This is a genomic window from Variovorax sp. UC122_21 (genome assembly GCF_044056785.1).
In the GTDB taxonomy this organism is placed as follows: domain Bacteria; phylum Pseudomonadota; class Gammaproteobacteria; order Burkholderiales; family Burkholderiaceae_C; genus Variovorax.
This window is the reverse complement of sequence record NZ_CP172004.1, coordinates 2,778,836-2,802,708: the sequence shown is the minus strand read 5'-3', so window position 1 is coordinate 2,802,708 and position 23,873 is coordinate 2,778,836. Positions and strand designations below refer to the sequence as shown.

Annotated in this window: 20 protein-coding genes and 3 tRNA genes; 10 read left to right on the top strand and 13 right to left on the bottom strand. The window is 68.6% G+C overall.

Annotated elements, in window-relative coordinates; all coding sequences use genetic code 11:
- Positions 1–118: 118 nt before the first annotated feature.
- Complete coding sequence (gene acs / locus ACHMXE_RS25530; protein WP_395352119.1) at positions 119–2,116, bottom strand: acetate--CoA ligase; 1,998 nt, start codon at positions 2,114–2,116, stop codon at positions 119–121.
- Between the two features lie 204 nt (positions 2,117–2,320).
- On the opposite strand from acs, the gene ACHMXE_RS25525 reads away from it, so the two are divergent.
- Positions 2,321–2,914, top strand: a complete 594-nt coding sequence (locus ACHMXE_RS25525) for a YqhA family protein (RefSeq protein ID WP_395352117.1) — start codon at positions 2,321–2,323, stop codon at positions 2,912–2,914.
- Positions 2,915–2,921: 7 nt separating this feature from the next.
- Here ACHMXE_RS25525 and ACHMXE_RS25520 read toward each other — a convergent pair whose 3' ends face one another.
- Positions 2,922–3,839 (bottom strand): LysR family transcriptional regulator, encoded by a 918-nt coding sequence (locus ACHMXE_RS25520; protein WP_395352115.1) that lies wholly within the window; start codon positions 3,837–3,839, stop codon positions 2,922–2,924.
- Between the two features lie 111 nt (positions 3,840–3,950).
- Between ACHMXE_RS25520 and ACHMXE_RS25515 the strand changes: the two genes are divergently transcribed.
- Positions 3,951–4,568: an NAD(P)-dependent oxidoreductase gene (locus tag ACHMXE_RS25515; RefSeq protein ID WP_395352113.1), complete on the top strand. Its 618-nt coding sequence runs from the start codon at positions 3,951–3,953 to the stop codon at positions 4,566–4,568.
- 120 nt (positions 4,569–4,688) lie between these two features.
- Here the strand turns inward: ACHMXE_RS25515 and fumC are convergent, their stop codons facing one another.
- The gene (fumC, locus tag ACHMXE_RS25510) at positions 4,689–6,086 is read right to left on the bottom strand and encodes a class II fumarate hydratase (RefSeq protein WP_395352111.1); all 1,398 of its coding nucleotides are present in this window, start codon (positions 6,084–6,086) and stop codon (positions 4,689–4,691) included.
- A 527-nt stretch (positions 6,087–6,613) separates the two neighbouring features.
- On the opposite strand from fumC, the gene proV reads away from it, so the two are divergent.
- From proV to proX, 3 genes are read left to right on the top strand one after another with little or no spacing between them, the layout of a single operon-like run.
- Positions 6,614–7,876 carry a glycine betaine/L-proline ABC transporter ATP-binding protein ProV gene (gene proV, locus ACHMXE_RS25505; RefSeq protein ID WP_203201288.1) on the top strand — a complete coding sequence of 421 codons (1,263 nt, stop codon included), beginning with the start codon at positions 6,614–6,616 and terminating at the stop codon, positions 7,874–7,876.
- A 25-nt stretch (positions 7,877–7,901) separates the two neighbouring features.
- Complete coding sequence (gene proW / locus ACHMXE_RS25500) at positions 7,902–9,083, top strand: glycine betaine/L-proline ABC transporter permease ProW (protein ID WP_395352109.1); 1,182 nt, start codon at positions 7,902–7,904, stop codon at positions 9,081–9,083.
- Positions 9,084–9,116: 33 nt separating this feature from the next.
- The gene (gene proX, locus ACHMXE_RS25495) at positions 9,117–10,121 is read left to right on the top strand and encodes a glycine betaine/L-proline ABC transporter substrate-binding protein ProX (RefSeq protein WP_395352810.1); all 1,005 of its coding nucleotides are present in this window, start codon (positions 9,117–9,119) and stop codon (positions 10,119–10,121) included.
- A 3-nt stretch (positions 10,122–10,124) separates the two neighbouring features.
- Here the strand turns inward: proX and ACHMXE_RS25490 are convergent, their stop codons facing one another.
- Genes ACHMXE_RS25490 through ACHMXE_RS25480 form a run of 3 tightly spaced genes read right to left on the bottom strand, consistent with a single transcriptional unit; the run spans position 10,125 to position 12,326 of the window.
- The gene (locus ACHMXE_RS25490) at positions 10,125–10,571 is read right to left on the bottom strand and encodes a lipocalin-like domain-containing protein (RefSeq protein ID WP_395352107.1); all 447 of its coding nucleotides are present in this window, start codon (positions 10,569–10,571) and stop codon (positions 10,125–10,127) included.
- A complete protein-coding gene (locus tag ACHMXE_RS25485) occupies positions 10,568–11,335 on the bottom strand; it encodes a cyclase family protein (protein WP_395352105.1) in 768 nt (255 codons plus the stop codon). Before ACHMXE_RS25485 ends, ACHMXE_RS25490 begins: the two co-directional genes overlap by 4 nt.
- Before the next feature lie 13 nt (positions 11,336–11,348).
- The gene (locus tag ACHMXE_RS25480; protein WP_395352103.1) at positions 11,349–12,326 is read right to left on the bottom strand and encodes a Bug family tripartite tricarboxylate transporter substrate binding protein; all 978 of its coding nucleotides are present in this window, start codon (positions 12,324–12,326) and stop codon (positions 11,349–11,351) included.
- A gap of 134 nt (positions 12,327–12,460) precedes the next feature.
- On the opposite strand from ACHMXE_RS25480, the gene ACHMXE_RS25475 reads away from it, so the two are divergent.
- The 4 genes from ACHMXE_RS25475 to ACHMXE_RS25460 all read left to right on the top strand — a co-directional run bounded on the left by ACHMXE_RS25475 (position 12,461) and on the right by ACHMXE_RS25460 (position 16,560).
- A complete protein-coding gene (locus ACHMXE_RS25475; protein ID WP_395352102.1) occupies positions 12,461–13,156 on the top strand; it encodes a TetR/AcrR family transcriptional regulator in 696 nt (231 codons plus the stop codon).
- Positions 13,157–13,350: 194 nt separating this feature from the next.
- Complete coding sequence (locus ACHMXE_RS25470; RefSeq protein WP_209545105.1) at positions 13,351–14,904, top strand: fumarate hydratase; 1,554 nt, start codon at positions 13,351–13,353, stop codon at positions 14,902–14,904.
- Positions 14,901–15,677 carry a glutamate racemase gene (gene murI, locus ACHMXE_RS25465; protein WP_395352100.1) on the top strand — a complete coding sequence of 259 codons (777 nt, stop codon included), beginning with the start codon at positions 14,901–14,903 and terminating at the stop codon, positions 15,675–15,677. The genes ACHMXE_RS25470 and murI overlap by 4 nt, the downstream gene beginning before the upstream one ends.
- A 103-nt stretch (positions 15,678–15,780) precedes the next feature.
- Complete coding sequence (locus ACHMXE_RS25460; RefSeq protein ID WP_395352098.1) at positions 15,781–16,560, top strand: hypothetical protein; 780 nt, start codon at positions 15,781–15,783, stop codon at positions 16,558–16,560.
- 301 nt (positions 16,561–16,861) lie between these two features.
- On the opposite strand, the gene ACHMXE_RS25455 is transcribed toward ACHMXE_RS25460, so the two are convergent.
- Entirely contained in the window at positions 16,862–17,962 is a 1,101-nt protein-coding gene (locus ACHMXE_RS25455) for a hypothetical protein (RefSeq protein ID WP_395352096.1), read from the bottom strand.
- Here ACHMXE_RS25455 and ACHMXE_RS25450 point away from each other — a divergent pair.
- Positions 17,928–18,851 carry an Ig-like domain-containing protein gene (locus ACHMXE_RS25450; RefSeq protein WP_395352094.1) on the top strand — a complete coding sequence of 308 codons (924 nt, stop codon included), beginning with the start codon at positions 17,928–17,930 and terminating at the stop codon, positions 18,849–18,851. The genes ACHMXE_RS25455 and ACHMXE_RS25450 overlap by 35 nt on opposite strands.
- 3 nt (positions 18,852–18,854) lie before the next feature.
- Here ACHMXE_RS25450 and ACHMXE_RS25445 read toward each other — a convergent pair whose 3' ends face one another.
- The 6 genes from ACHMXE_RS25445 to lon form a co-directional block, all read right to left on the bottom strand.
- Positions 18,855–20,174 (bottom strand): MFS transporter, encoded by a 1,320-nt coding sequence (locus ACHMXE_RS25445; protein ID WP_395352092.1) that lies wholly within the window; start codon positions 20,172–20,174, stop codon positions 18,855–18,857.
- Between the two features lie 41 nt (positions 20,175–20,215).
- A complete protein-coding gene (locus tag ACHMXE_RS25440) occupies positions 20,216–20,854 on the bottom strand; it encodes a DUF6806 family protein (protein ID WP_203201296.1) in 639 nt (212 codons plus the stop codon).
- A 21-nt stretch (positions 20,855–20,875) separates the two neighbouring features.
- Positions 20,876–20,967, bottom strand: a tRNA-Leu gene (locus ACHMXE_RS25435).
- Positions 20,968–21,065: 98 nt separating this feature from the next.
- Positions 21,066–21,139, bottom strand: a tRNA-Cys gene (locus ACHMXE_RS25430).
- 63 nt (positions 21,140–21,202) lie between these two features.
- Positions 21,203–21,278, bottom strand: a tRNA-Gly gene (locus ACHMXE_RS25425).
- Between the two features lie 76 nt (positions 21,279–21,354).
- The gene (gene lon, locus ACHMXE_RS25420) at positions 21,355–23,793 is read right to left on the bottom strand and encodes an endopeptidase La (RefSeq protein WP_203201297.1); all 2,439 of its coding nucleotides are present in this window, start codon (positions 23,791–23,793) and stop codon (positions 21,355–21,357) included.
- Positions 23,794–23,873: the final 80 nt, after the last annotated feature.

The window sequence follows — 23,873 nt, the reverse complement described above, 5'->3', positions numbered from 1 at the left end:
GGAACCCGCGCGCTTCGAGGCGCGCGGTGGTGCCAGCGGTTTTACCTCAGCGAAGGGGCCTGCCCGGCGCTCGGCCCGGTACAGACGCCCCTGTCCTACAGCAGGAGTGCCGCGTCGATCAATTCGTCTGCGACAGCTGATCCAGGATCGCCGGGTTCTCGAGCGTCGAGGTGTCCTGCGTGATCGCCTCGCCCTTCGCGATGCTGCGCAGCAGCCGCCGCATGATCTTGCCGCTGCGCGTCTTCGGCAGGTTGTCGCCGAAGCGGATGTCCTTGGGCTTGGCGATCGGCCCGATCTCCTTGGCCACCCAGTTGCGCAACTCGGTGGCGATCTGCTTTGCCTCCTCGCCGGTCGGCCGCGCGCGCTTGAGCACCACGAAGGCGCACACCGCCTCGCCCGTCACGTCGTCGGGACGCCCCACCACCGCGGCCTCGGCCACGAGGTCGGTCTTGGACACCAGCGCCGACTCGATCTCCATCGTGCCCAGCCGGTGGCCCGAGACATTGAGTACGTCGTCGATGCGGCCCGTGATGCGGAAGTAGCCACGGTCCGCACTGCGCACCGCACCGTCGCCCGCCAGATAGATCGTGCCGCCCATCTCCTCGGGGAAATAGCTCTTCTTGAAGCGCTCGGGATCGTTCCAGATCGTGCGGATCATCGAGGGCCAGGGCCGCTTGATCACCAGCATGCCGCCCGCGCCGTTGGGCAGGTCCTTGCCGGTCTCGTCCACGATCGCGGCCATGATGCCCGGCAGCGGCAAGGTGCACGAGCCCGGCACCAGCGGCGTGGCGCCCGGCAGCGGCGTGATCACGTGGCCGCCGGTCTCGGTCTGCCAGAAGGTGTCGACGATCGGGCAGCGCTCGCCGCCGATATTGCGGTGGTACCACATCCACGCTTCGGGATTGATCGGCTCGCCGACCGAACCGAGGATGCGCAGGCTCGTGAGGTCCCAGTTCTTCGGATGCACTTTCTCGTCGCCCTCGGCCGCCTTGATCAGCGAGCGGATCGCGGTCGGCGCGGTGTAGAACACGCTGACCTTGTGCTTCTCGATCATCTGCCAGAAGCGCCCCGCGTGCGGGAAGGTCGGGATGCCCTCGAACACCACCTGCGTGGCGCCGGCCGCGAGCGGGCCGTAGGCGACGTAGGTGTGGCCCGTGATCCAGCCGATGTCGGCGGTGCACCAGAACACGTCCTCGGGACGGATGTCGAAGGTCCAGTCCATCGTCATCTTGGCCCACAGCAGGTAGCCGCCGGTGGCGTGCTGCACGCCCTTGGGCTTGCCGGTGGAGCCCGAGGTGTAGAGGATGAACAGCGGATGCTCGGCATTCACCGGCTCGGGCGCGCACTCGGTGCTCTGGCCGGCCAGCGCCTCGGCGAAGGTCTTGTCGCGGCCTTCGACACGGTTCCAGGCCGAGGCCGTGCGCTCGTAGACGAACACGGTCTTGATCGACTCGCAGCCGCCGAGCGCGATGCCATCGTCGACGATGGCCTTGAGCGGCAGTTCCTTGCCGCCGCGCAGTTGGAAGTTGGCGGTGATGACCGCGACCGCGCCGGCGTCGATGATGCGTTCCTGCAGCGCCTTGGCCGAGAAGCCGCCGAACACCACGCTGTGGGTGGCGCCGATGCGCGCGCAGGCCTGCATCGCGATCACGCCCTCGACCGTCATCGGCATGTAGACGATGACGCGGTCGCCCTTCTTGATGCCCTGCGCCTTGAGTGCATTGGCGAACTGGCTCACGCGTGCGAGCAGCTCCTTGTAGGTGACCTGGGTGACGGTGCCGTCGTCGGCCTCGAAGACGATGGCGGTCTTGTTCTCGACGGGCGTGCCGATGTGGCGGTCGAGGCAGTTGGCGCTGGCGTTGAGCTCGCCGTCGCCGAACCATTGGTAGAACGGCGCGTTCGATTCGTCGAGGATCCTGCTGAAGGGCTTGGTCCACTGCAGGTGGCTTTTCGCCTGGCGGCTCCAGAAGCCTTCGAAGTCCTCCTCCGCTTCCTTGCACAGGGCCTCGTAGGCGGCCATGCCGGAAATGCGTGCGCCTTGAGTGGCGCGGGCATCGGGCGGGAACACGCGGTTCTCGACCAGGACGGATTCAATGTTCTTCGATGCGCTGCTCATGTCTCGTGTCTCCTGGATGAATTGCGGCCGTAATGTCGGCGCGACCACTTACGGGCCACTGACGCCGAACCGGCGTGCTGCTGACGGACCCCGATGTTAGAGCGGGGGGTTATCACGAGTGCGTCACCGGGACACCCCTAGAATCGCGCTCCCCGTCACACACGCCCCCTCGATGTCCTCCCCGACCCCTTCGATCCCCGGAACATGCCCGTTCACGCCCGCACCTCCCCGTTGCGCCCGCTGCCACGGCTGATCTTCGCGAGCCGCTGGCTCCAGCTGCCGCTGTACCTGGGACTGATCGTGGCGCAGGCGGTCTACGTGGTGCATTTCCTGGTCGAGCTGCTGCACCTGGTCGAGGCTGCGTTCGGCAGCCAGACCGCGCTGCAGGCGCTGATCAACAGCATCGGCTACAAGACCACCGCGCCGGTGGCCGCGCTCAACGAGACGGTGATCATGCTGGTGGTGCTGGCGCTGATCGACGTGGTGATGATCTCGAACCTGCTGATCATGGTGATCGTGGGCGGCTACGAGACCTTCGTGAGCCGTATGGACCTCGAGGGCCACCGCGACCAGCCGGAGTGGCTGAGCCATGTGAACGCCTCGGTGCTCAAGGTCAAGCTGGCCACCGCCATCATCGGCATCAGCTCGATCCACCTGCTCAAGACCTTCATCAACGCCGACAACTACACCGACAAGGTGCTGATCGCGCAGACGGTGATCCACGTCGCCTTCCTGCTCTCGGCCATGGCGATCGCCTTCACCGACCGCCTGATGGCGCACCCCCCGGCCGACCACTGAGCTTCGTTCAGGCCGCCAGCGGCAGGTCCCAGGCCGGCACTTCGGTGAAGCGCTGCGCCAGGAAATCGAGCATGGTGCGCAGGGTGGCCGGCATATGCTTGCGCGAGGTGTAGACCGCGTACATGCCCACCACCTGCGGTTCGAAATCGGGGAACAGCGGCACCAGCTCCCCGCCGTGCACGAGTTGCGCCGTCAGGTAGGTCGGCAGCATCGCGATCCCCGCGCCCGCGCGCGCCAGGCCCATCAGGCTGGCCGCGTCGTTGGCCGACACGTTGCCGTCCACGGCCACCGACACCGGCGCGCCATCGCTCTTGCGCGTGAAGCTCCAGAGGCTGTGGCCGAAGTACGAATGCGTGAGGCAGTTACGCTGCGCGAGTTCGTCCACGCGCTGCGGCGTGCCGTGCTCGGCCAGGTAGGCCGGCGAGGCGCAGACCACCGAGCGGCAGTCCGTGAGCCGGCGCGCGATCAGGTTGGGATCGATCTCGGCCGCGGTGCGGATCGCGAGGTCGATGCGCTCGTCGACCAGGTTCACGGTGCGGTCGAGCAGCACCAGGTCGACCATCACGCCCGGATAGAGCCGTACGTACTCGGCAATCGCGTCGGCCAGCTGCGCCTGCGCGAACGAGGTGCCGGTGGTGATGCGCAACTGCCCGCGCGGCGCCTCGGCCGGATGGCGCACCGCGGCCTGCATGTCGCCCGCGAGCTCCAGCACCTGGCGGCAGCGCGGCAGCAGCTCCTCGCCCGCGGCCGTGAGACTCAGGCGCCGGGTGGTGCGGTGCAGCAGCCGCGCGCCGGTCCATTGCTCGAGCTCGGCGACGTAGCGCGTGACCACGGGGCGCGACATGTCGAGCAGGTCGGCGGCGGCCGAGAGGCTGCCCGCGTCGACCACGGTCACGAAGACGCGCATTGCGTTGAGACGGTCCATTCGAACGATTTTAGGAATAAAGAAGCGCGAATTTCGAGGTATTTCTTTCGAAATGAGAAACCTAAGATGAGCCTCATCGCCCTCTTCTCATCTCGTTCCAAGGAGTCCTCCATGAGCCACATCGCCATCATCGGTGCCACCGGTCGCGCCGGCGGCCGCCTCCTCGAAGAAGCACTGCGCCGCGGCCACACGGTCACGGCCATCGCGCGCCATGCCAGCGCCAAGCTCGCCGGCCGCGCCAACGTCAAGGCCGTCGACCTCGACGTGCTCGACGGCGCCGCGCTCGAGAAGGCCCTGGCCGGCCACGACGCCGTCTTCAGCGCCGCCCATTTCGCGACCGTGCCGCCCGCGGCCATCATCGAACCCGCGAAGCGCGCGGGCGTGAAGCGCCTGCTGGTCGTCGGCGGCGCCGGCAGCCTGTTCGCGGCACCGGGCCTCAAAGTCATCGAGACGCCGAACTTCCCCGAGGCCTACAAGGCCGAGGCCTCGGCCGGCGGCGTGTTCCTCGAGGCGCTGCGCGGCGAGAAGGAACTCGACTGGACCTTCCTCTCGCCCTCGGCCGAATTCGTCGAAGGCGAACGCACAGGCAAGTTCCGCCTCGGCCAGAACGACCTGCTGGTCAGCGCCGAGGGCCGCAGCTGGATCAGCTTCGAGGACTACGCGATCGCCTTCATCGACGAGCTCGAGAAGCCGGCGCACTCGCGCCAGCGCTACACGATCGGGTACTAAAGCTCGCCCCCAGGCTGCGCGCACTTCGTGTCGCTTCGCCAACCCCCTACCGGGGGCGGGCCGGCCGCTTCGGGCGGCCGTGCGCGGCGGCCCCCACGAAATACGGGCCCCATCGCCGCATCAGCGGCCCGTCATGTTCTCCGGCACCACCCACTGGTCGAACTGCTCGGCCGTGAGGTGGCCCGAGGCGATCGCGGCCTCGCGCAGGCTGGTGCCTTCCTTGTGCGCCTTCTTGGCGATGTAGGCCGACTTGTCGTAGCCGATGTGCGTGTTGAGCGCGGTCACCAGCATCAGCGAGCGCTGCACCAGCTCCGTGATGCGCTCGCGGTTCGGCTCGATGCCCACGGCGCAATGGTCGTTGAAGCTCACCATGCCGTCTGCCAGCAGGCGAACGCTCTGCAGGAAGTTGTGGGCCACCATCGGGCGGAACACGTTGAGTTCGAAGTTGCCCGAGGCGCCGCCGATGTTGATGGCGACGTCGTTGCCGAACACCTGCGCGGCCAGCATCGTGACGGCCTCGCTCTGGGTCGGGTTGACCTTGCCCGGCATGATCGACGAGCCCGGTTCGTTCTCGGGAATGCTCAGTTCGCCGATGCCGCTGCGCGGGCCGCTCGCGAGCCAGCGCACGTCGTTGGCGATCTTGTTCATGCTGGCCGCGAGCGTCTTGAGCGCGCCGTGGGCATGCACCAGCGCATCGACGCTGGCCATCGCCTCGAACTTGCTCGGCGCGGTCACGAACGGCAGGCCGGTGAGCTTCGCGAGCTCGGCCGCCACCTGCTCGGCATAGCCCTTGGGTGCGTTGAGGCCGGTGCCCACGGCCGTGCCGCCGAGCGCCAGTTCGCTCAGGTGCGGCAGCGCAGCGCGCACGTGCGCCTCGCCATGCGCCAGTTGCGCCACGTAGCCCGAGAACTCCTGGCCCAGGGTGAGCGGCGTGGCGTCCTGCAGATGGGTGCGGCCGATCTTCACGATGTCGGCGAAGTCCTTCGACTTCTGCTCGAGCGTGCCGCGCAGCTTGGCGATGGCCGGCAGCAGCTTGTGCGTGATGGCCTCGACGGCCGCCACGTGCATCGCGGTCGGGAACACGTCGTTGCTCGACTGGCTGCGGTTCACGTCGTCGTTGGGATGCACCAGGCGGCCCTCGCCGCGCTCGCCGCCCAGCAGTTCGCTCGCGCGGTTGGCCAGCACCTCGTTGACGTTCATATTGGTCTGCGTGCCGGAGCCGGTCTGCCAGACCACCAGCGGGAACTCGCCCGGGTGCTTGCCGGCGATGACCTCGTCGGCCGCGGCGACGATCGCGTGGGTCTTCTTCTCGTCCTGCAGGCCCAGCGCGTGGTTGACCACGGCCGATGCGCGCTTGACCTGGGCCAGGGCCTTGATGATCTCGCGCGGCTGCTGCTCGCCCGAGATGTCGAAGTTCTGCAGCGAGCGCTGCGTTTGCGCGCCCCACAGCTTGTGGGCCGGCACGTCGATCGGTCCGAAGGTGTCGCGCTCGGCACGGGTCTTGGGGGAAGTCGTCATGAGAAAAGCTCCGCAGTCTTGGAAATGGGTGCGCCCGCTCGCCGGACGCGGCCCCGAGTATCGCCGGATAAGAATGGCTCTCATCTGACGCGGCCATTGCGTTCCAGACTACAGCCGTTCGCGGGCGGCGGATTGACATGCTTCATGTCAAAAAGTTACAATCATCGTCTTTCGCGGACCTGCAAGTCATTACGAACCCGTCGCGGAATCCCCGCTGCGGGATGACGCTGCAGCTCCCACCGGCACTACTCGCGGATCTTCGAATCCCGTCGCGGTGCAGGTTCTCCCGCCGGGCCAGCCCGGCACACCGGCCGGATAGTTCCGGCCCCACTGCCACGTCACGCTTCTCCAGGCGGCGCCCCTCGACCAGGCCCGTTGCCCGCGAGCGAAGCATCCGGCGGGCACTGGTTTCGTCGCCACGTCGTCCTCAGTGCCTTCCGGCAGCCATCGGCTGATGGCGTGGCCGCTGCCGTCCCGCTTCCAGGCGGAACGGCACCCGTCCAACCTTCGCACAAGGAGCCCGGCATATGGCCAAAGGAATTCTCATCGACCACGTCTTCAAGGTCTTCGGCGATGCGCCCGACGACGCGCTGGCGCTGGTGCGCCAAGGTCTGTCGAAGAAGGAGATCCTCGCGAAGACCGGCCAGTCGATCGGCGTGTTCGACGCCACCTTCGAGATCCAGGCCGGCGAGATCTTCGTGATCATGGGCCTGTCGGGCTCGGGCAAGTCGACGCTGGTGCGGCTGCTGAACCGGCTGATCGAGCCGACCGCGGGCCGCATCGTGATCGACGGCGCCGACATCAACGAACACTCCGACGCCAGGCTGCGCGCGCTGCGCCGCAAGGACATCAGCATGGTGTTCCAGTCCTTCGCGCTGATGCCGCACATGACGGTGCGCGAGAACACGGCCTTCGGGCTCGAGCTGTCGGGCACCGGCAAGAAGGAGCGCCTGGCGCAGGCCGACCTGGCGCTCGCGCAGGTGGGGCTGGCGGGCTGGGGCGACAGCTATCCCGACGAGCTCTCGGGCGGCATGCAGCAGCGCGTGGGCCTGGCGCGCGCGCTGGCCTCCGACCCCTCGATCCTGCTGATGGACGAGGCCTTCTCGGCGCTCGACCCGATCATCCGCACCGAGATGCAATCCGAGCTGCTGCGGCTGCAGCAACAGCAGCGCCGCACCATCGTCTTCATCTCGCACGACCTCGACGAGGCGATGCGCATCGGCGACCGCATCGCGATCATGAAGGACGGCCAGGTGATCCAGGTCGGCACGCCCGACGAGATCCTGCGCTGCCCGGCCAACGACTACGTGCGCAGCTTCGTGCGCGGCGTGGACGCGGCGGCCGTGTTCAAGGCCGCCGACATCGCGCGCAAGCCGCTGACCGTGGTCTGCGAACACCCCGAGCGCGGCGCCCGCGCGGCGCTCAAGCTGCTGGAAGACCAGGACCGCGACTTCGCCTACGTGACCAGCCCCGACCGGCGCTACCTCGGCACGGTCTCGGCCGACACGCTGCGCGCCGCGCTCGACGGCCATTCGGGACCGCTGGGCCTGCGCCATGCCTTCCTCGCCGACCTCGGCACCATCGAGGCCGACGCGCCCGTGGCCGGACTGATCGGACAGGTGGGCCAGGCGCCCTGCGCGGTGCCGGTGGTGGCGACCGACGGCCGCTTCTGCGGCGCGATCAGCAAGACCACGCTGCTGAAGTTCCTCGATCGCGACACGCCGCCGATCGATCCCGCGCTGCCGCCCGCCCCCGCCGCGAGCGCCGCCCCAGCCCATGTCCTGGCCTGAACCCGATTTCGAAGGAAACGCCGAGATGAACGACACCACCCTGCCCTCCGACCTCGCCACCGCCAACGATGCCGCCGCCGCGCTGGCGCAGCAGCCCGCGCCGGCGCCCGTCGCGCTCGATCCCTGGGAAGCCCTGTCGGCCGCGCCCGATCCCGCGGCCACCAGCGCCTGGCTCGACGCGCCCGTGCCGCAAGACGCCGCGCACCAGCTCGCCGGCCAGGCCGATGCCGCCGGCTTCCAGCTGCACCGCCTCTGGGACGGCTCGCTGCCGGTCGAGTCCTGGATCAACCAGGGCCTGGGCTGGGTGGTCGAGCATTTCCGCCCCTTCTTCCAGACCGTGCGGCTGCCGATCGACAGCACCCTGAACTCGGTGCAGAGCCTGCTGACCGGGCTGCCGACGCTCGCGATGATCGCGCTGATCGGCCTGCTGGCCTGGCAGTTCGCGGGCCGCGCGCTCGCCATCGGCAGCACCGTCGCGCTGCTGCTGGTCGCGATGCTGGGGATCTGGCCCGAGGCCATGGTGACGCTGTCGCTGGTGCTGACCTCGCTGGTCTTCTGCATGGTCATCGGCCTGCCGCTGGGCGTGCTGCTGGCCAGCAGCGACCGTGCCCAGCGCGTGATGCGCCCGGTGCTCGACGCGATGCAGACCACGCCGGCCTTCGTCTACCTGGTGCCGGTGGTGATGCTGTTCGGCATCGGCAACGTGCCGGGCGTGATCGTGACCATCGTGTTCGCCCTGGCGCCGCTGGTGCGCCTGACCAACCTCGGCCTGCGCCAGGTGCGGCCCGACCTGATCGAGGCCGCGCGCGCCTACGGCGCCTCGCCCTGGCAGATGCTGGTGAAGGTGAAGCTGCCGCTGGCCATGCCCTCGATCATGGCCGGCATCAACCAGGCGCTGATGCTGTCGCTGTCGATGGTGGTGATCGCCTCGATGATCGCCGTGGGCGGCCTGGGCCAGATGGTGCTGCGCGGCATCGGCCGGCTCGACATGGGCCTGGCCACCGTCGGCGGCCTGGGCATCGTGCTGCTCGCGATCTCGCTCGACCGGCTGACGCAGGCCATGGGCCGGCCGCGCCGCGGCGGCCAGCGCTGGTGGCATGGCGGCCCCGTGGGCCTGGCGCTGCGCACGCTGCAGCGCGCGGTGGCGCCGGCCGCGTCGCGCGGCACGGAAGAAGCCGTGCCGGCCCTTTCGACCCAGACCCGCTGAAGCACCGGAGGCACACGACGCATGAAGACATCGATGAATCCATTCGCGCGCGGCCTCGGGCTGCTGGCCCTGGCCTTCGCGGCCGCCAGCTTCCCCGCGCATGCCGCCACCGACCTGCCCGGCCAGGGCATCGTCGTCAAGCCGCTCAAGAGCTCGCTGGCCGAGGAGGCCTTCCAGACCCTGCTCGTGATGCGCGCGCTCGAGAAGCTCGGCTACACGGTCGAGCCGATGAAGGACCTGGAGCCCGCGACCGAGCACCTGGCGATCGCCAACGGCGACGCCACCTTCATGGCCAACCACTGGAGCCTGCTGCACGCCGACTTCTACAAGAACAGCGGCGGCGACGCGAAGCTGTGGCGCCAGGGCGTGTACGCCGACGGCGCGGTGCAGGGCTACCTGATCGACCGCAAGACCGCCGAGCAGTACCACATCACCAACATCGCGCAGCTCAAGGAGCCGGCGATCGCGAAGCTGTTCGACACCGACGGCGACGGCAAGGCCGATCTCACCGGCTGCAACCCCGGCTGGGGCTGCGAGCTCGCGATCGAGAACCACCTGGGCGCCTACGGCCTGCGCGACACCGTCACGCACCGCCAGGGCAGCTATGCCGCGCTGATGGCCGACACCATCGCGCGCTTCAGGCAGGACAAGCCGATCCTCTACTACACCTGGACGCCCTACTGGGTCAGCGCCGTGCTGCGTCCGGGCGCCGACGTGGTGTGGCTGCAGGTGCCGTTCTCGGCCTCGCAAGGCGGCGAGAACGTGGACACGCGCCAGCCGAACGGCAAGAACTACGGCTTCCTCGCCAACCAGGAGCGCATCGTCGCCAACCGCGAGTTCGCCGAGAAGAACCCGGCCGCGGCGAAGCTGTTCGAGGTCATGAACGTGCCGATCGGCGACATCAACGCGCAGAACCTGCGGATGAGCGAAGGCGCGAACAGCCAGCAGGACGTGGAGCGGCATGCCGACGGCTGGATCCGCGCGCACCAGAAACTGTTCGACGGCTGGGTCGAGCAGGCGCTGGCGGCGGCACGCTAGGGATCAGCCGGCGGACTCGCGCTGCCAGACGAGCTTCATGACGGTTTCCACCCCGGCCTGCGGCTGCGGCGCGGTGAGCAGCTCGAGGCTGTCGCCGGTCCATCGCCACTGGCGGCGCAGCCGGGTCCCCACCCAGTTCGGATAGGTCGAGATGTCGACGTGGTGCACGATCCAGTCGCCCTCGCGCACGTAGCGCCCGGCATAGCCGATCGACGAACGGTACGCCGCTGCGCTCTCGGCGTCGGTGGCGTCCTGCCGGTCCGAGCCCGAAAGGCGCGCGCGGCCGTCGTGCGTGATGAGCGCCGTCATGCGGCCATCGGCGCCGTAGTGGATGACGCCCGAGGGCCGGGCGCCGTAGACGTCGAAAAGACGTTCGCCCCTTGGGTCCACGGCATAGGCCTCGCGCAGGTACCAGGTCCCGAGCAAGGCGTGGTCCGGTACGCCGCTCATGGCAGCACCGCCACGGCCCGCACCCATCCGGCCGAGGCCTTGTGGATCTTCACGGGGAAGCAGATGACGTGGAAGCCGCTGGCGGGCAGGAGGTCGAGGTTGGTCAGTTTTTCCATCTGGTAGTAGCCCGTGGTGCGGCCGGCCTTGTGCCCCTCCCAGATCAGGGAGGCGTCTCCGGTGGCGGCGTAGCGCCGGGCGGTGTGCGAGAAGGGGGCGTCCCAGGACCAGGCGTCGGTGCCCACCACGCGCACGCCCTGCGCCGTCAGCCAGAGCGTGGCCTCGCGGCCCAGGCCGCAGCCGCTGTCGAGGTAGTCGGGTTGGCCGTAGCGCGCGGCGGCGGCCGTGTTCACCAGCACGATGTCCAGCGGCTGCAGCACGTGGCCGATGCGCTGCAGTTCCATGGCGAGGTCGTCGGCCGTGGCGACGTGGCCGTGGGGCAGGTGGCGCAGGTCCAGCTTCACGCCGGGGCGATGGCACCAGTCCAGCGGCACCTCGTCGATGGTGGCGGCGGGCTGGCCGCCGTCCATGGTCGAGGCGTAGTGCCATGGCGCATCCATGTGGGTGCCGTTGTGGGTGGACAGGTCGATGCGCTCCACCGCCCAGGCCTCGCCATCGGGCAGGTCCTCGGGCCGCAGGCCGGCGAAGGGCCCGGCCAGGGCCGCGAAGGTCTCGTGGTGGTGCTGGTAGTGGATGCGGGGGCCATTGCCCGGGCGGTCCACCGGCAGGTCGTTCTCGATGGCGACGGACAGGTCGATCAGTTGCATGGATGCCCCCGCCTCACTGCTGCGCCAGGCCGATGGACTTCACCAGTCCGGGCCAGCGCTGCGTTTCGGCCTTGAGGTGCGCGGCGGCCGCCTCCACCGTGCCGCCGACAGGCTCGTTGGCGAACTCGCGGAACTTCGCGGCCACCTCGGGCTGCGCGAGGATCGCGTTCGCCTCGCGATTGAGGCGCGCCACCAGGTCGGCGGGCGTGCCGGCCGGCGCCACCAGCATGAACCACAGGGAGAAGTCGATGCCCGGCAGGCCGGCCTCGGCGAAGGTCGGCACCTCGGGCAGCAGGCTGGTGCGGGCGCGGGTGGAGACGGCCAGCGGCCGCACCTTGCGCGACTCGATGAAGGGCCGGATCGTGCCCACGTTGTCGCACAGCGCCTGCACGCTGCCGCCCAGCAGGTCGGTGATGGCGGGAGCGGCGCCCTTGTACGGCACATGGGTCACGCTGGCGCCGGCCTCGCGGGCGAACAGCCCGGCGCAGATGTGGTGCGGCGAGCCTTCGCCTGCATTGGCCAGGGTCAGTTGGCCCGGATGCTGGCGCGCGAAGGCGATCAGCTGGCGCAGGTCGCCCGCGGGGGCGCCCGGGCCCGCTACCAGCACCAGCGGCGCGGACGAGACCTGCACGATGGGCACGAATGCGCGTGCCGGGTCGTAGGGCATGCGAGCGTAGAGCCCCGGGTTCACGGCCAGCGGGCCCAGGCCCGCGAGCAGCAGCGTGTAGCCGTCGGGCCGCGCCTTGGCCACCGCATCGGCGCCGATGTTGCCGTTGGCGCCGCCCCGGTTGTCGACCACGAAGGGCTGGCCCAGGCGCCGCGAGAGCTTGTCCGCGAGCAGGCGGGCGATGTTGTCGGTGCCGCCGCCCGCGGGGTAAGGCACGACCAGGCGAACGCTGCGCTCGGGGTACTGCGACCAGGCCGGCGCGGCGGCGAGCACGGCCAGGGACAAGGCGGCGGCAGCGCCGCGCCAGAGGGTGAACAGGGTCATCGGGTCTCCACCGGCAGCCCATCTGTCGGTCTTGTTAGTTAGTCGATCGACTAATAATAACCACGAGATCGGACCCTCGGCAAGGCCAGTTACCATCGGGCCCCTTCCCCGCAGCCCGCGCGATCGCGATCCCGATGCCCGCCACTCCCAAAGCCTCCACGGACGAAGCGCCCGCGCCCAAGGCCCCTCGAACACCCCGCAAGACCGATGGCCGCGAAGCCATCCTGCGCGCGGCCGAGCGGCTGTTCGCGGAGCACGGATTCGAAGGCTGCTCGCTGCGCGCGGTGGCCGACCTGGCCAAGGTCAACCAGGGGATGATTCATTACTTCTTCAAGTCGAAGGACGCCCTCTTCCTCGAGACCTACATGCGCGGCGGCCAGCCGCTGGTGGACGAGCGCATGCGGCTGCTCGATGCCGAGGAGGCGCTGCAGGAAGGCCGCCCCATCGGGCTCGAGCGCCTGATCGAGATCTTCCTGACGCCGGCCGTGGCGCTCGCGCTCAGCGGCGCGCGGGGCCGCAACTTCCTGCGCATGCAGGCCCATCTGCAGCTCGACGGCACGCGCTTCGGCAGCAAGCTGCGCAGCTCGCTCTACGACGACTCGTCGCGGCGCTTCGTGCGCGCCTTCGCGCGCAGCCTGCCCGAGCTCTCGCAGGAGCAGGTGGCCTGGCGCTTCATCTTCGTGCTGGGCACCTACCAGTACGTGCTGGCCGACACCGGCCGGCTCGAAGTGATCTCCGACGGCGCGAGCAACGGCCGCGAATTCGACAAGGCGCTGCGCGAGATGATTCCGTTCCTGGCGGCGGGCATGCGCGCGGCGGGGCCCGCCTGACAAGGTGTGAAGAAACCTACTGCGCGCCCCGATCTCGCACCTGCGGTCCTCACCGTACAAAGTACGGCTCCGGTCCTCGGCGCGACATCGGGGCGCTCGCTACGGTTTCTTCACACCTTGTGAGCGCCCCAGCCGGCGAAACCCGGCGCTGAGATAATCGGGGGGCGTTTCCACACCCTAAAAAAGCCCCCACCATGACGACCACGATCCAGCAGGCCGACCTGATCGAATCGATCAGCGCCGCGCTGCAGTACATCAGCTACTACCACCCCGCCGACTACATCGCCCACCTGGCCAAGGCCTACGAGCGCGAGCAGAGCCCCGCCGCCAAGGACGCGATGGCGCAGATCCTCACCAACAGCAAGATGAGCGCGACCGGCCAGCGCCCGATCTGCCAGGACACCGGCATCGTCAACGTGTTCCTCAAGGTGGGCATGGACGTGCGCTGGGGCGGCTTCACCGGCAGCCTCGACGACGCCATCAACGAAGGCGTGCGCCGTGGCTACAACCACCCCGACAACACGCTGCGCGCCTCGGTCGTGGCCGATCCGCAGTTCGATCGCAAGAACACCAAGGACAACACGCCCGCGGTGATCTTCACCGAGATCGTGCCGGGCGACAAAGTCGAGGTGACGGTGGCCGCCAAGGGCGGCGGCAGCGAGAACAAGAGCAAGCTGGTGATGCTGAACCCCGGCGACAGCGTGGTCGACTGGGTGCTCAAGACCGTGCCCACCATGGGCGCCGGCTGGTGCCCGCCGGGCATGCTGGGCATCGGCATCGGCGGCACGGCCGAGAAGGCCGCGCTGCTGGCCAAGGAAAGCCTGATGGACGACCTCGACATGCACGAGCTGCAGGCCAAGGCCGCGCGAAAAGAAGAACTGACCAAGGTCGAGGCCCTGCGCCTCGAGCTGTTCGAGAAGGTCAACGCCCTGGGCATCGGCGCGCAGGGCCTGGGCGGCCTCGCGACCGTGCTCGACGTCAAGATCAAGATGTACCCGACGCACGCGGCCAGCAAGCCGGTGGCGATGATCCCGAACTGCGCGGCCACGCGCCATGCGCACTTCGTGATGGACGGCAGCGGCCCGGTCTACCTCGAGGCGCCCTCGCTCGACCTGTGGCCCAAGATCGACTGGGCACCCGACGAGAAGAAGAGCAAGCGCGTCGACCTCGACAAGCTCACGCCGGCCGAAGTGGCGAGCTGGAAGCCCGGCGACACGCTGCTGCTCAACGGCAAGATGCTCACCGGCCGCGACGCCGCGCACAAGCGCATCCAGGACATGCTGGCCAAGGGCGAGAAGCTGCCGGTGGACTTCACCAACCGCGTCATCTACTACGTGGGCCCGGTCGATCCGGTGAAGGGCGAGGCCGTGGGCCCGGCCGGCCCGACCACCGCCACGCGCATGGACGGCTTCACCGAGATGATGCTGGCCCAGACCGGCCTGATCGCGATGATCGGCAAGGCCGAGCGCGGCCCGGTCGCGATCGAGGCGATCAAGAAGCACAAGAGCGCCTACCTGATGGCCGTGGGCGGCGCCGCCTACCTCGTGAGCAAGGCGATCAAGACCGCCAAGGTGGTGGGCTTCGAGGACCTGGGCATGGAAGCCATCTACGAATTCGACGTGGTCGACATGCCGGTGACGGTGGCGGTCGATGCCGGCGGCACCAGCGCGCACATCACCGGCCCGGCCGAGTGGCAGAAGCGCATCGCCAGCGGCGAATTCAAGACCATCACGCTGGAACCCGCTTGAGCCTCGCCGCGCGTCCGCAGCCGCCTGCTTCCGCTTCGCCCGTCGGCGTGTTCGACAGCGGCGTGGGCGGGCTGAGCGTGCTGGGCGCGCTGCGCGCCGAGCTGCCGCGCGAGCGTTTCGTCTACTTCGCCGACACCGCGCATGCGCCCTACGGCGAGCGCGGCGATGCCTACGTGACCGAGCATTCGCGGCGCGTGGTCCAGACGCTGGTGCGCGAGCACGGCATCAAGGCGCTGGTGGTGGCCTGCAACACCGCCACCACGGCCGCGATCCACGTGCTGCGCGCCGAGAATCCCGAGCTGCCGATCGTCGGCCTCGAGCCCGCGATCAAGCCCGCGGTGGCGGGCAGCGCCACCGGCCACGTGTCGGTGCTGGCCACGCGCGGCACGCTGGCGAGCGCCAAGTACGCGGCGCTGCGCCATACCTTTGTCCATCCCGAGCGCATCCGCTCGGTGCCCTGCGACGGGCTGGTGGCGGCGATCGAGCGGCTCGACGAACTCGCCATCGACCAGCTCTGCGCCCACTACATGACGCTGGCCGGCCCGTTCGGCGGCGACGCCGGCGAGACCGACACCGTGGTGCTCGGCTGCACCCACTATCCGCTGCTGCAGGACCGGCTGCGGCGGCTGGCGCCCTCCGCCGTCCGCTTCCTCGATTCGGGCGTGCCGGTGGCGCTGCAGACGCGGCGGCTGCTCGGCGCCGCGGGGCTGCTGCAGGAGGCCGCGACGCCCCTGGACGCAGCCTGGGTGACGCTGCGCAGCAGCGGCGACTGAGCGGTGCTCGAGACCGCTGCATCGCGCTGGCTGGGCCTGCGCCCTTCCGACCTGCTGCCCGATCGGCCGCAGGCGAGCACGGCCTGAACGGCCGCCCGATTCCATGCGCCCGCTGCGCCATCTCGTCCTCGTGCTCGCCGGCCTGCTCGCGGCCGGCGCGGGCCATGCGGCCTGCGAGAGCGGCCTGGCCGAGCGCATGCACGCCAAGCTGCATTCGCAGCGGCCGCTCGACGAGCGGCTGGCCGCCTGCAAGCCCTGGCCGGCCTATCCGGGCCGCAGCATCGTCGTGCTGCCGATGCCGCGCGAGAGCAGCGACAACGGCGCCAAGGTCTACGACCTCGAGGTGCTGCTGATCCAGCGGCCCGACAACGGCAACACCGAGCGCGACACCGTGATCGGCCGGCTCTTCCAGGCCGAGGCGCTCGACGAGGACCGCCACAACCTGATCCAGGACGTGCGCATCGACACCTCGCGCTACGTGCTCGCGAGCGACACCCGCGCCTTCGGCCTGCGCGTGCGCTACCGCGACGTCGGCACGGCCAGCGCCGCGAGCGAGACGCTGCGCCTGTACGTGCAGCAAGGCGCGAAGCTGCGCCAGGTGCTGCCGGAGATCGAACTCGACCGCGAGAGCGGCGAGTGGGATGCCTCGGCCTGCGCCGGCCGCTTCGAGAAGCTGCGCACCATGCTGTCGGTGGGCAAGGCCGCGAGCAACGGTTACGCCGACCTGATGCTGTCGCGCACCGTGGTGCAAAGCCGCGCGCAGGCCTCCGAGGACCAGGGCTGCGTCGAGAAGGCGCAGCCCGCGCGTTTCAATTCGGTGACGCTGCGCTACGACGGCGAACGCTACAAGGTCCCGAAGTCGCTGCGGCAGTCTTCGTTCTGACATCGGGTCTTTACCGTGAAGCACCTCGGTGTTTCACTGAAATGTCATCCCAAAGTACCAGCATGCGCGGTTTGTTCAGAACAACCACCGCGCACCATGACAACGCCCACTCCGCTTCGCTCGACCCGCATTCCCTTCAAGCCCATGCTGCTCGCCAGCGCCCTCTCGCTGATGCTGGCCGCCTGCGGTGGCGGCGGTAGCGACGGCGGTTTCATCGGTTTTCTGCCGCCCCCGCCGCCCGCCACGGCGCCGCCGCCGCCTGCGCCCCCGCCGGCGCCGCAGCTCGTGTCGAGCGCGACCTTCACGCCCAACGCCGGCACCACCGAAGGTTCCCTCGGACGCCTCCACCGCGTTCGCGCTGCCCGACGGCTTCATGCTCGTGGCCGACGACGAGGCCAACGTGCTGCGCGTGTACCCGCGTGCCGGCGGCGCCGCGGTCAAGGAATGGAGCTACGAGACCGACGGTCCGAAGCTCGGCAAGGAACTCGACCTCGAGGCCGGCGTGCGGATCGGCGATACGCTGTACCTCACTGGCTCGAACAGCAACAAGAAGGACGGCGGCGATGCGCCGGACCGCTCGCACCTGTTCGCCGTGAAGGTCTCTGGCACGGGCGCTGCCACCACTTTCACCTATGTCGGCCAGTTCTCGGCCCTCGAAGCCCAGCTCGTCGCCTGGGACGTCTCCAACGGCCACGGCCTCGGCGCCAACCACTTCGGCTTCGCCGTCTCGGCGGGTGCCGGCGTCGTGCCCGAGCGGGTCGACGGCTTCTCGGTCGAAGGCATGACCAGCGCACCGAACGACAGCGCGCTGTGGCTGGGCTTCCGGGCGCCGCAGACCGGCGGCTCGACGCGCGCCAAGGCGCTGATCGTGCCGGTGCAGAACTACGCCGCGCTGGTCGGAGGAACGGCCACGCAAGCCACCTTCGGCGCACCGATCGAACTCGAACTGGGCGGACGCGGCATCCGCTCGATCGACAAGGGCACCGACGGCAACTACCTGATCGTGGCCGGCCCCGCGGGCGCCGCCAGCCCCGACGTGGACCGCAACTTCGCGCTGTTCGCCTGGAACGGCAATCCGTCGAGCGCGCCGGTCGAGCTCTCGAACGACCTCGACGCGCTGCGCAAGGCCACGGGCGGCAGCTTCGAATCGACGGTCGAGGTGCCGGGTCCGGTGAAGGCGGGCACGCAGGTCCAGCTGCTGCTGGACAACGGTGACACCGTGTGGCCCGGCCAGACCAAAGCCTCGAAGGACCTCGACCCGGCCGACCAGAAGTTCGACGGCTTCGTCGTGCGCCTCGGCGAACCCTGGGGTCGACACCACCGGACCTCGGCTCAAGGTCGCCGCACCGGACGCCGGCCGTGTCGGCGTGAACCTCGACACCTCGATCTCGCTCTCGTTCAACGAAGCCATCCGCCTCGGCGCCGGCAACATCGTGCTGCGCAAGGCCGACGGCAGCGTGGTCGAGACCTTCAACGCCAAGAGTGCCGCAGCGCGCGTGCAGCTGGCATTCAACGTGCTGACGCTGGTGCCCAGCGCCAAGCTCGCCGGCGACAGCGGCTACTACCTGACGGTGGATGCCAACGCGATCACCGATCCGGTCGGCAATGCCTATGCGGGCATCAGCAGCGCGACCGAACTGAGCTTCGTCACGGCCGGCGCGCCGACGCAGCTGGTGGCCGGCGACCTGCTGTTCATGGCGGGCAATGCCGAAGCACCCGATGCCTACGCCTTCGTGCTGCTCAAGGCCGTGAACGGCGGCACCCAGGTGACCTTCACCGACCGCGACCGCAAGGCCGGTGCGCTCGAATTCACCGACATCACGAACGAGACGGCCTTCGTCTGGACCGCCGACCGCAACCTGCCCGCGGGCACGATCGTGACCATCCAGACCGACGTGACGGGCAACCCGATCGCCGACAAGGGCACCACGCTCGGCTCGCCCGGCGGCATCGGCAAGTCCGAGACGGTCTATGCCTTCCAGGGCGGCACCATCGATGGTCTGGGCGTGGGCACCGCGGGCAAGATCACCGCGGTCGGCAACTACCTCGCGAGCCTGACGCTCGGCGGCGCGGCGGGCACCATCCCCGACGCGCTCACGACGGCGGGCACCGCCTTCTCGTTCACGGTCAGTCCGGCGAACCAGACCAACGCGATCTACACCGGATCGCTCGACCGATCGGACCTGCCCGCCTTCGCAGCGCGCGTGAAGAACCCGGCGAACTGGACCATTCGCTACGCGCCGGCCGCGGGTTGGCCGATCACCAACAACAGCCTGTTCAGCGGCTCCTGAGACCTACCCCTGCCCTCGCAGCGCGGCCTCGCGGCCGCGCCGCACGTCGATCGGCCACAGCAGCAGCAGGCCGGCGACGAACAGCACCGCGGTCGACAGGATCGCGATGCGCTGGTTGCCGGCCGTGAGCCAGGTGACAGCGCCATAGGCCAGCGGGCCGACGATGCTCGCGAGCCGCGTGGCGAAGGACCAGAGGCCGAAGAACTCGGCCATCTGGGCCGGCGGCGCGAAATAGCCGGTCATCGCACGGCCGGCCGACTGGCTCGAACCCATCGCGAGGCCCGCGATGGCCGCGGCCCACCAGAAGCCGCCCTTGGTCGTGACCACCGCGGCGATCACGCAGACCGCGATCCAGGCCACCAGCGTGACGGCCAGCGAAGTCTTGTGGCCAATGCGGTCCTGCACGTAGCCGAAGCCGAAGGCGCCGAGCGCCGCCGCGATGTTGAGCACGACGATCAGCACCATGGTCTCGCTCGCGACGAAGCCGATCACCTGCTCGGCATAGATCGCGGCCAGCGTGATCGCCACCGCCACGCCGCCCTGGTAGCAGACGGTGCAGGCCAGCAGGGTCATGAAGTCGCGGTAGGCGCGCGCCTGACGGAAGGTGGAGCGCAGCTGTTGCCAGGCGCCCGGCGCCCTGGCGTCGCCGAGGGCTTGCGCGCTGGGTCTGGCGCGCTCGGGCAGCAGCACGAAGGTGGCACAGGCGGCCGTGCCGTAGATCGCGGCGGTGATCAGCATCGTCACCGGCACGAAGTGCGAGGCCGGCAGGCCGCGCGCCTGCGACCACAGCACGTAGGCCAGGCACAGGCCCAGCGCCAGCATGCCGCCGACATAGCCGAAGGCCCAGCCCCAGCCGCTGACCTTGCCCATGCCCTCGGGCGTCGCGAGCTCGGGCAGGAAGGCGCCGGTCAGCGACTCGCCGTAGGAATAGAAGGTGTTCGACACCACGATCAGCAGCATCGCGACCGCCACGCCCGTGGCGCCCGAGAAGCGCGGCGAGAGCGCCAGCGCCGCGGTGCCGATCACGCAGCCCACGGTGGTGATGACCAGCAGCCGCTTCTTGGCCGCGCGCAGGTCGGCCCAGGCGCCGAGGGCCGGCATCGTGAACATCACGATCGCATAGGAGATGCTGAGCGCCACGGTCCAGGCGAACGGGCCCCAGGGCGCGCCCTTGGCGATGCCGCCCACGAAGTAGGCGGCGAACACGGCCGTGATGACCACGGTCGTGTAGCCCGAGTTGGCGAAGTCGTACATGGCCCAGCCGAACACCTCGCGCTTGCGCACGCCGGCGTTGAGGGCGGAAGAAGGAAAGAGCGCTGCCATGCGGCGGATGGTGGTGGCGCCGCGTGGCAGGCGTGTGGCGCTCAGTGCAGGTGGCGCGGGCGGCGTCCGCCGCCATGGCCGCTGCCGCCGCCGCCACCGGTACCGCCGGTGCCGCGCGGGCGCTTGCCGATCTCGAGCGAGTTCACCAGGGCATCGAAGCGGTCGCTGAACAGGCGGTCGATCTCGGCCACCACGCCGCCGAGTTCGGAACCGTCGAAGTGACGCTCCATCAGGTTCACCACGTCCTCGACCAGCAGGTCGCGCTGCACCTGCATGATCGCGGCCGGATTGGGGCCCACGAACAGCATCACGAAGTCGTCGCGCGACTCCTCGTCGGGGTCGCCCTCTTCCTCGTCGAAATCGGTGTCGTAGAAGGTGACCTCGATGGCCGCGCCGCGCTCGGAGAGTTCGTTCAAAGCCATGCACATCTCGTCGAGCGCCTGGCGGAAGTCCTCGTCGCCGGCCACGGTCCAGCACATCTGGAGCATGTGGTCCTTGGGCTCGAAGCGGATACCGGGTTCTTCCTCGTAGGAGCTGGCGGCGCCGTCGGCGAGCGACTTGGCGCCCGCGTATTTCCACAGCGGCTTCAGCGCTTCCTGGATCTGGTCGAAACCGACGTCCGAACGCAGGGCCACGTCGCCATGCACATGAATTTCGAATGGAGCGTTGTAGCGAGGCATTGAATGCTCCCTTGTTAGATGTGGTGCCCGGAACGGGGGTCGAACCCGTATGCCCCGATTAAGGAAGCGGCGGATTTTAAGTCCGATGTGTCTACCAATTTCACCATCCGGGCCCCGGGTTGAATGACGACGATACCCCAAACGAAAACGAGCCCCGTCAACATGGTTGGCGGGGCCTGGTGTATCGACGCTGGATTCAACGGGAGAAGTGTGGAGGCGCGATCCGGAGTCGAACCGGACTAGACGGATTTGCAATCCGTTGCATAACCGCTTTGCTATCGCGCCACGCAGAAAAACGAAATCGAACTAGCGAAAAAAAGGGAAGCTGATGCTTCCCTTTTTCAAAACTGGAGCGGGAAAAGAGTCTCGAACTCTCGACCTCAACCTTGGCAAGGTTGCGCTCTACCAACTGAGCTATTCCCGCGTTTCGAGCCTTGAATTATAGACCAGATTTTCGGGGTTTCGCAAGTTGCGTCCCCCGAATTTCATGATCGTGTCGTTCAGTGCTTGACCGAGCCTTCCGACGCCCGCGACTCGCGCTGCTTCGCGAGCTCGGCCACGGCCGCCGCCGAGGCCGCGACCTCTTCGTCGGACAGCGGCGTGGGCTGCTTCTCGAGCGCGATCTCGAGCACCTTGTCGATCCACTTGACCGGCACGATCTCGAGGCCGTTCTTCACGTTCTCGGGAATGTCCTGCAGGTCCTTGGCGTTCTCCTCGGGGATCAGCACCGTCTTGATGCCGCCGCGCAGGGCCGCCAGCAGCTTCTCCTTCAGGCCGCCGATGGCCGTGACCTCGCCGCGCAGGGTGATCTCGCCGGTCATCGCCACATCGGCGCGCACCGGGATGCCCGTGAGCGCCGACACGAAGGCCGTGGTCATCGCCGCGCCCGCGCTCGGGCCGTCCTTGGGCGTGGCGCCGTCCGGCACGTGGATGTGGATGTCGCGCTTCTCGAACACCTCGTCCTTGATGCCGAGGCGGCGCGAGCGGCTGCGCACCACGGTGCGCGCTGCCTCGACCGATTCCTTCATCACGTCGCCCAGCGAACCGGTGCGGCTGATCACGCCCTTGCCGGGCATGGTCACGGCCTCGATCGTCAGCAGGTCGCCGCCGACCTCGGTCCATGCGAGGCCGACCACCTGGCCGACCTGGTTCTGCTTCTCGGCCAGGCCGAAGGTGAACTTGCGCACGCCGAGGAAGTCGTTGAGGTTCTCGCCGGTGACCGTGACCTTGGGCGTCATCTGCTTGAGCAGCAGGCCCTTGACCACCTTGCGGCAGATCTTCGAGAGCTCGCGCTCGAGCGAACGCACGCCGGCTTCACGCGTGTAGTAGCGCACGATGTCGCGCACGGCCTCCTCGGTGACGAGCAGTTCCTCTTCCTTCACGCCGTTGTTCTTCAGCTGCTTGGGCAGCAGGTACTTGATCGCGATGTTGGTCTTCTCGTCCTCGGTATAGCCCGAGAGGCGGATGACTTCCATGCGGTCCAGCAGCGCCGGCGGAATGTTCATCGAGTTCGAGGTGGCGACGAACATCACGTCGCTCAGGTCGAAGTCGACTTCCACGTAGTGGTCGCCGAAGGTGTGGTTCTGCTCGGGATCGAGCACCTCGAGCAGCGCGCTCGACGGGTCGCCGCGGAAGTCGGTGCCCAGCTTGTCGATCTCGTCGAGCAGGAACAGCGGGTTGCGCGTGCCGATCTTGCTCAGACCCTGCAGCACCTTGCCCGGCAGCGCGCCGATGTAGGTGCGGCGGTGGCCGCGGATCTCGGCTTCGTCGCGCATGCCGCCGAGCGCCATGCGGGTGTACTTGCGGCCGGTCGCCTTGGCGATCGACTGCCCGAGCGAGGTCTTGCCCACGCCCGGCGGGCCCACGAGGCACAGGATCGGCGCCTTGACCTTGTCGACGCGCTGCTGCACCGCGAGATACTCGAGGATGCGGTCCTTGACCTTCTCGAGGCCGTAGTGGTCGGCGTTGAGCACCGCCTCGGCATTCGCGAGGTCGTGCTTGATCTTCGTCCGCTTGGCCCAGGGCAGGCCCACCAGCACGTCGATGTAGTTGCGCACCACGGTGGCTTCGGCCGACATCGGCGACATCAGCTTGAGCTTCTTGAGCTCGCCCTCGGCCTTCTTGAGCGCGTCCTTGGGCATCTTGGCGAGCTTGATCTTCTTCTCGATCTCCTCGATGTCCGCGCCCTCCTCGCCCTCGCCGAGCTCCTTCTGGATCGCCTTGACCTGCTCGTTGAGGTAGAAGTCGCGCTGGTTCTTCTCCATCTGGCGCTTCACGCGGCCGCGGATCTTCTTGTCGACGTTGAGGATGTCGACTTCGCGCTCGAGCTGGCCGAACAGGTTCTCCAGCCGTGCCTTGGTGTCGTCGAGGTCGAGCACCGCCTGCTTGTTGTCGAGCTTGAGCGGCAGGTGCGCGGCGATCGTGTCGGCCAGGCGGCCCGGATCGTCGATGCTCGAGATCGAGGTCAGGATCTCGGGCGGAATCTTCTTGTTGAGCTTCACGTACTGGTCGAACTGCTGCATCACCGCGCGGCGCAGCGCCTCGACCTCGGTGCCCTTCTCGCCGCCCTCGGGCGCCGCCACCGGCGTCACGTTGGCCGAGAAGTGGGTCTCGCCGTCATCGATGCGGTTCACGCGGGCGCGCTGCTGGCCCTCGACCAGCACCTTCACCGTGCCGTCGGGCAGCTTGAGCATCTGCAGGATGGTCGAGACGCAGCCGACCTCGAACATGTCCTCGACCGAGGGCTCGTCCTTGGCGGCGGCCTTCTGGGCCACCAGCATGATGCGGCGCTCGGCCTCCATGGCCAGCTCGAGCGCCTTGATGCTCTTGGGGCGCCCCACGAACAGCGGGATCACCATATGGGGAAACACGACGACATCGCGCAGCGGCAGCAGCGGCAGGTCGATGGCGTCGGCGGGCAGAGGGGTATGACCGGACATGGATATCCTTTGATTGATCAAGCAAAGATGGACGGCGACACGGGCATTTCAAGCCCGCGGCCGCAGTCTTTGTCGAAGAC

What these genes read in the sequence shown, in the direction of transcription:
- ACHMXE_RS25490 (WP_395352107.1), bottom strand. Translation starts at nt 10,571, where the DNA reads ATGAGCGGCGTACCGGACCACGCCTTGCTCGGGACCTGGTACCTGCGC.
- ACHMXE_RS25520 (WP_395352115.1), bottom strand. Translation starts at nt 3,839, where the DNA reads ATGGACCGTCTCAACGCAATGCGCGTCTTCGTGACCGTGGTCGACGCG.
- ACHMXE_RS25525 (WP_395352117.1), top strand. Translation starts at nt 2,321, where the DNA reads ATGCCCGTTCACGCCCGCACCTCCCCGTTGCGCCCGCTGCCACGGCTG.
- ACHMXE_RS25460 (WP_395352098.1), top strand. Translation starts at nt 15,781, where the DNA reads ATGCGCCCGCTGCGCCATCTCGTCCTCGTGCTCGCCGGCCTGCTCGCG.
- ACHMXE_RS25515 (WP_395352113.1), top strand. Translation starts at nt 3,951, where the DNA reads ATGAGCCACATCGCCATCATCGGTGCCACCGGTCGCGCCGGCGGCCGC.
- ACHMXE_RS25475 (WP_395352102.1), top strand. Translation starts at nt 12,461, where the DNA reads ATGCCCGCCACTCCCAAAGCCTCCACGGACGAAGCGCCCGCGCCCAAG.
- ACHMXE_RS25445 (WP_395352092.1), bottom strand. Translation starts at nt 20,174, where the DNA reads ATGGCAGCGCTCTTTCCTTCTTCCGCCCTCAACGCCGGCGTGCGCAAG.
- lon (WP_203201297.1), bottom strand. Translation starts at nt 23,793, where the DNA reads ATGTCCGGTCATACCCCTCTGCCCGCCGACGCCATCGACCTGCCGCTG.
- ACHMXE_RS25480 (WP_395352103.1), bottom strand. Translation starts at nt 12,326, where the DNA reads ATGACCCTGTTCACCCTCTGGCGCGGCGCTGCCGCCGCCTTGTCCCTG.
- proV (WP_203201288.1), top strand. Translation starts at nt 6,614, where the DNA reads ATGGCCAAAGGAATTCTCATCGACCACGTCTTCAAGGTCTTCGGCGAT.
- proX (WP_395352810.1), top strand. Translation starts at nt 9,117, where the DNA reads ATGAATCCATTCGCGCGCGGCCTCGGGCTGCTGGCCCTGGCCTTCGCG.
- fumC (WP_395352111.1), bottom strand. Translation starts at nt 6,086, where the DNA reads ATGACGACTTCCCCCAAGACCCGTGCCGAGCGCGACACCTTCGGACCG.
- proW (WP_395352109.1), top strand. Translation starts at nt 7,902, where the DNA reads ATGAACGACACCACCCTGCCCTCCGACCTCGCCACCGCCAACGATGCC.
- ACHMXE_RS25485 (WP_395352105.1), bottom strand. Translation starts at nt 11,335, where the DNA reads ATGCAACTGATCGACCTGTCCGTCGCCATCGAGAACGACCTGCCGGTG.
- ACHMXE_RS25440 (WP_203201296.1), bottom strand. Translation starts at nt 20,854, where the DNA reads ATGCCTCGCTACAACGCTCCATTCGAAATTCATGTGCATGGCGACGTG.
- ACHMXE_RS25470 (WP_209545105.1), top strand. Translation starts at nt 13,351, where the DNA reads ATGACGACCACGATCCAGCAGGCCGACCTGATCGAATCGATCAGCGCC.
- acs (WP_395352119.1), bottom strand. Translation starts at nt 2,116, where the DNA reads ATGAGCAGCGCATCGAAGAACATTGAATCCGTCCTGGTCGAGAACCGC.